Genomic DNA, 3467 nt, shown 5'->3' with positions numbered 1-3467 from the left:
TTTAGTTGTTCTAAATGAGAAATTTTTAACGCTGTTAGCGTCAGATTTACTCCTTCAAATTGAGCAAGTATTAAGTCAAATTGGTATAAACAATAGATTGGCAGGTTTTGCTTTCAACTTATAACCTTGTGGCATTTGCTAGACTAGGGGCTGCTACGCCCCTATTCCATTTACTCTAGACTGAGGTGAGAAGTGAGTTAATACCCTACCGCAGCACTGTCAGCTCGTCTTGGATCTGAGGAACCAAATAGCCCTTTATCGGTAAGCATGATTGACTGGGTCGATCCCATGGCGTTTTTTTTCTGAAAGCCTGTGCCCTTTACTTTCGAGTAGGCGTCGGGTGTCACCATTTAAACTACGTTCTATCCGAATTTCATCTGGTAGCCATTGATGATGAATACGCGGAGCCACGGTCGCTTCAGCGATATTCAAGCCATGATCGATAACATTCATAATGACCTGTAACGTGGTGGTGATAATTCGTGAGCCACCCGGACTACCTGTTACTAAAAAGGGTTTACCCTCTTTCATCACGATGGTCGGGGTCATCGAACTTAGCGGACGTTTCTTACCTTCAACAGCGTTGGCTTCACCACCGACTAACCCAAAGCCATTAGGACTACCGGGTTTGGCCGAGAAGTCGTCCATTTCGTTGTTGAGTAAAATCCCCGTACCTGCCGCTACAATACCCGAGCCGTAGCTAAAGTTTAAAGTATAAGTGTTACTAACTGCATTCCCCCATTTATCAACGACGGAATAGTGCGTGGTTTGGTTACTTTCGAACGGTAGCAATTTACCGGGCTTAATTTCACTACTTGGCGTTGCCTTATCTGGATGTATCTTTTTACTGCGTTGCTTTGCAAACTGCTTATCAACTAACGCCTCAACTGGTACGTCATAAAAATCAGGGTCGCCTAAGTATTCACTGCGATCAGCGTAGGCACGCTTCATAACTTCAGCCATCAAATGGATAGTTGCGGCGCTGTTATGACCCAGTTCACCAATTGGGTATTGCTCCAACATATTTAACATCTCTATGATGTGAACTCCACCTGATGAAGGCGGCGGCATAGAGATGATTTCGTAACCTCGATATGACCCTGTTAGCGGCTGACGCTCCAGCGCTTTATATGCTTTTAGATCGTCAAGTGTCATAATGCCACCAGCCGCCTCTACTGCCGCAACGATTTTCTTAGCCGTCTCGCCTTGGTAAAAACCCGCACTGCCCTTTTCTGCGATTAGCGTTAAAGAGTGAGCAAGATCAGTTTGTACCAACCATTCATTTGGTTTGTAACTACTGCCATCTTCTTTATAAAATATTGCCTTAGACGCGGCTACATCTAGCATTCGCTGCTTAATGTAATTATGAGATAGTGAGTTGGCTAGATCAGAGGTCACTTTAATGCCATCACGCGCCAGCTTTATCGCCGGTTGCATAACTTGGCTAAGGGTCATGGTGCCATACTTTTTTAGTGCTAACTCCATCCCCATAACAGTACCTGGGACACCCACAGCAAGGCCATGTTGAAGGCTAAGTTTAGGGTCTACTTCACCGTTTTCATCAAGAAAAATACCTTTATGGGCGCTACTTGGCGCCATTTCGCGATAATCAATAGCGATGGTTTTATTTTCTTTTGCTAAATGCACTAACATAAAGCCACCACCACCAATGTTTCCAGCCCTTGGTAAAGTTACCGCCAGACTAAACCCAACCGCAACAGCTGCATCAACGGCATTACCACCTTGCTTAAGGATCTCTACACCTATCTGACTGGCAAGTGCTTCTTGACTCGACACCATACCATGCTCAGCCCAGATTGGTTGCGCCGTAGCTTTAGAGCTAAATATGGGTGACTCGTCAGCATGCGCCGTGTTTCCAAGCGCAGCACATACGCACAAGGAGACAGAGCAAGACCACACCAGTGCTGTTAATTTTCGCATCTTCATTCCGTTTTCAATTATTCTCATGATGCAGTGTTGCATGAATAAAAAGACCAAACAATCTCAATGCGTTGGGCTACTGACAATGTAAATTCACCTATACCCTAGTTGTTAAATTTGTAGCTAGAGAAAGGCTTATCAGCAAGAGTTTAAGCTAAACAGCGTTAGAGAAACTAAAAAGGAAACACACCAAAAACATATTTGACAAAAAATTTACATTAGGTACATTCAATATTGCAGTTTGTTTTTTATACGACCATGTCAGCTTTCACGATAAGGACAATAAGATGAAATTAACACTAGCAAAAAGAAATATAAAACAGCTCAACCGCACAACAGCTTTGGAAAAAGCCCAAACTCCAAATATCGCAGGTGGTTATATTACCGCAGGTTGTGACAGAGAAATAACCGATTTATGTAACAGCAAAGCATTTGGCTCTTGCTATAACTGCGGTTCACTTCGCTGTTAATACTCTTTTACAACTCAAAGGAGATAACTATGAAAATTAAGCTGAATAAAAGACCACTTAAAAACTTGAACAATACTCAAGCTATCGCACCGCAAGCAACTGCGCAAATTGGTGGCGGAGCTAACCGTTTGAGCGATTTAGACTGTGTACCGACTAATCGTCAGGATTGTCACACGGGTGCTGTATCTTGTTACGGTGGTCGCAATTGCGCTTTCACTAATCGCCAATATATGTGTGACTAACCTAAGTTTCGGATAATAAGTTAATTTACTTCTCATCCAAACCTCAGGTTATTTCGCTCGCGCTGGGGCTTACTTTAAAGGTCAACGCTGGTTAAAATGTTAGCCCCAACTCACGCAGCTGGCCCTCAGCTTGCGCTGCATTAAAAAATTGAATGCCGTGTAAACCAACCTGCTTTGCACCTTCAACGTTCGCCAGGACATCATCGAGGAACACACAATCACCCGCAGCGAGTTGATAGCGCTCCAGTAAATGAGTAAAAATAGCTTTGCCAGGCTTCATGCAGCCAAGTTCAGCAGAAATAATTTCACCGTCAAAGTATTGCCAGAAAGTATGACGTGCTTTTAAGTGGCTTACAATTTCATGTACGTTGTCGGTTAGGGCATAAGCACTATAGCCAGCCGCTTTAAGGCGCTGCATCAATGAAAGCGTGCCATACAGCGGGATCAATGATTCTTTGATATAAAAGAACAACTCCTCCGCTTGCTCTGACGTTAAATTGCAGTGTTGTATAAAGGCTTGCTTCGTCTGTGCTTCGCTCAGCTCCCCTCGGTTAATCGCAAACCAAGTCTCACTATGGAACAACTGTTTAGATAACCCCACAACATCACATTCACTGCCAAAAGTAAGGCGTACAATCTCCTCAGGCGACCACCTAACAAAGACATTACCCACATCAAAAATTACGTGCTTAATACGACAAATAGCCATCCTTGAACCTCATTAATTATACTAATTTGACTTAATACTTGCTCAATTTGAAGGAGTAAATCTGACGCTAACAGCGTTAAAAATTTCTCATTTAGAACAACTAAA

Annotated in this window: 3 protein-coding genes and 1 pseudogene; 2 read left to right on the top strand and 2 right to left on the bottom strand. The window is 43.2% G+C overall.

Annotation, left to right across the window (positions count from 1 at the left end; all coding sequences use genetic code 11):
• Positions 1-197: 197 nt before the first annotated feature.
• A pseudogene (gene ggt / locus D9603_RS20865) lies at positions 198-1941 on the bottom strand (gamma-glutamyltransferase).
• A 287-nt stretch (positions 1942-2228) separates the two neighbouring features.
• Here ggt and D9603_RS20860 point away from each other — a divergent pair.
• Both D9603_RS20860 and D9603_RS20855 read left to right on the top strand, forming a co-directional pair.
• Positions 2229-2411 carry a hypothetical protein gene (locus D9603_RS20860; protein WP_128732768.1) on the top strand — a complete coding sequence of 61 codons (183 nt, stop codon included), beginning with the start codon at positions 2229-2231 and terminating at the stop codon, positions 2409-2411.
• Between the two features lie 29 nt (positions 2412-2440).
• Positions 2441-2653, top strand: coding sequence for a hypothetical protein (locus D9603_RS20855; protein ID WP_128732767.1), 213 nt, complete (start codon positions 2441-2443; stop codon positions 2651-2653).
• 91 nt (positions 2654-2744) lie between these two features.
• Here the strand turns inward: D9603_RS20855 and D9603_RS20850 are convergent, their stop codons facing one another.
• Complete coding sequence (locus D9603_RS20850; protein WP_128732766.1) at positions 2745-3362, bottom strand: HAD family phosphatase; 618 nt, start codon at positions 3360-3362, stop codon at positions 2745-2747.
• Between the last annotated feature and the right edge of the window lie 105 nt (positions 3363-3467).

This window comes from Pseudoalteromonas sp. PS5 (genome assembly GCF_004103255.1).
Classification (GTDB): Bacteria; Pseudomonadota; Gammaproteobacteria; order Enterobacterales; family Alteromonadaceae; genus Pseudoalteromonas; species Pseudoalteromonas peptidolytica.
This window is presented reverse-complemented; position numbering and strand designations above follow the sequence as displayed.

Excerpts from the sequence above, each read along its gene's own strand:
- D9603_RS20860 (WP_128732768.1), top strand. The coding sequence starts at position 2,229 with ATGAAATTAACACTAGCAAAAAGAAATATAAAACAGCTCAACCGCACA.
- D9603_RS20855 (WP_128732767.1), top strand. The coding sequence starts at position 2,441 with ATGAAAATTAAGCTGAATAAAAGACCACTTAAAAACTTGAACAATACT.
- D9603_RS20850 (WP_128732766.1), bottom strand. The coding sequence starts at position 3,362 with ATGGCTATTTGTCGTATTAAGCACGTAATTTTTGATGTGGGTAATGTC.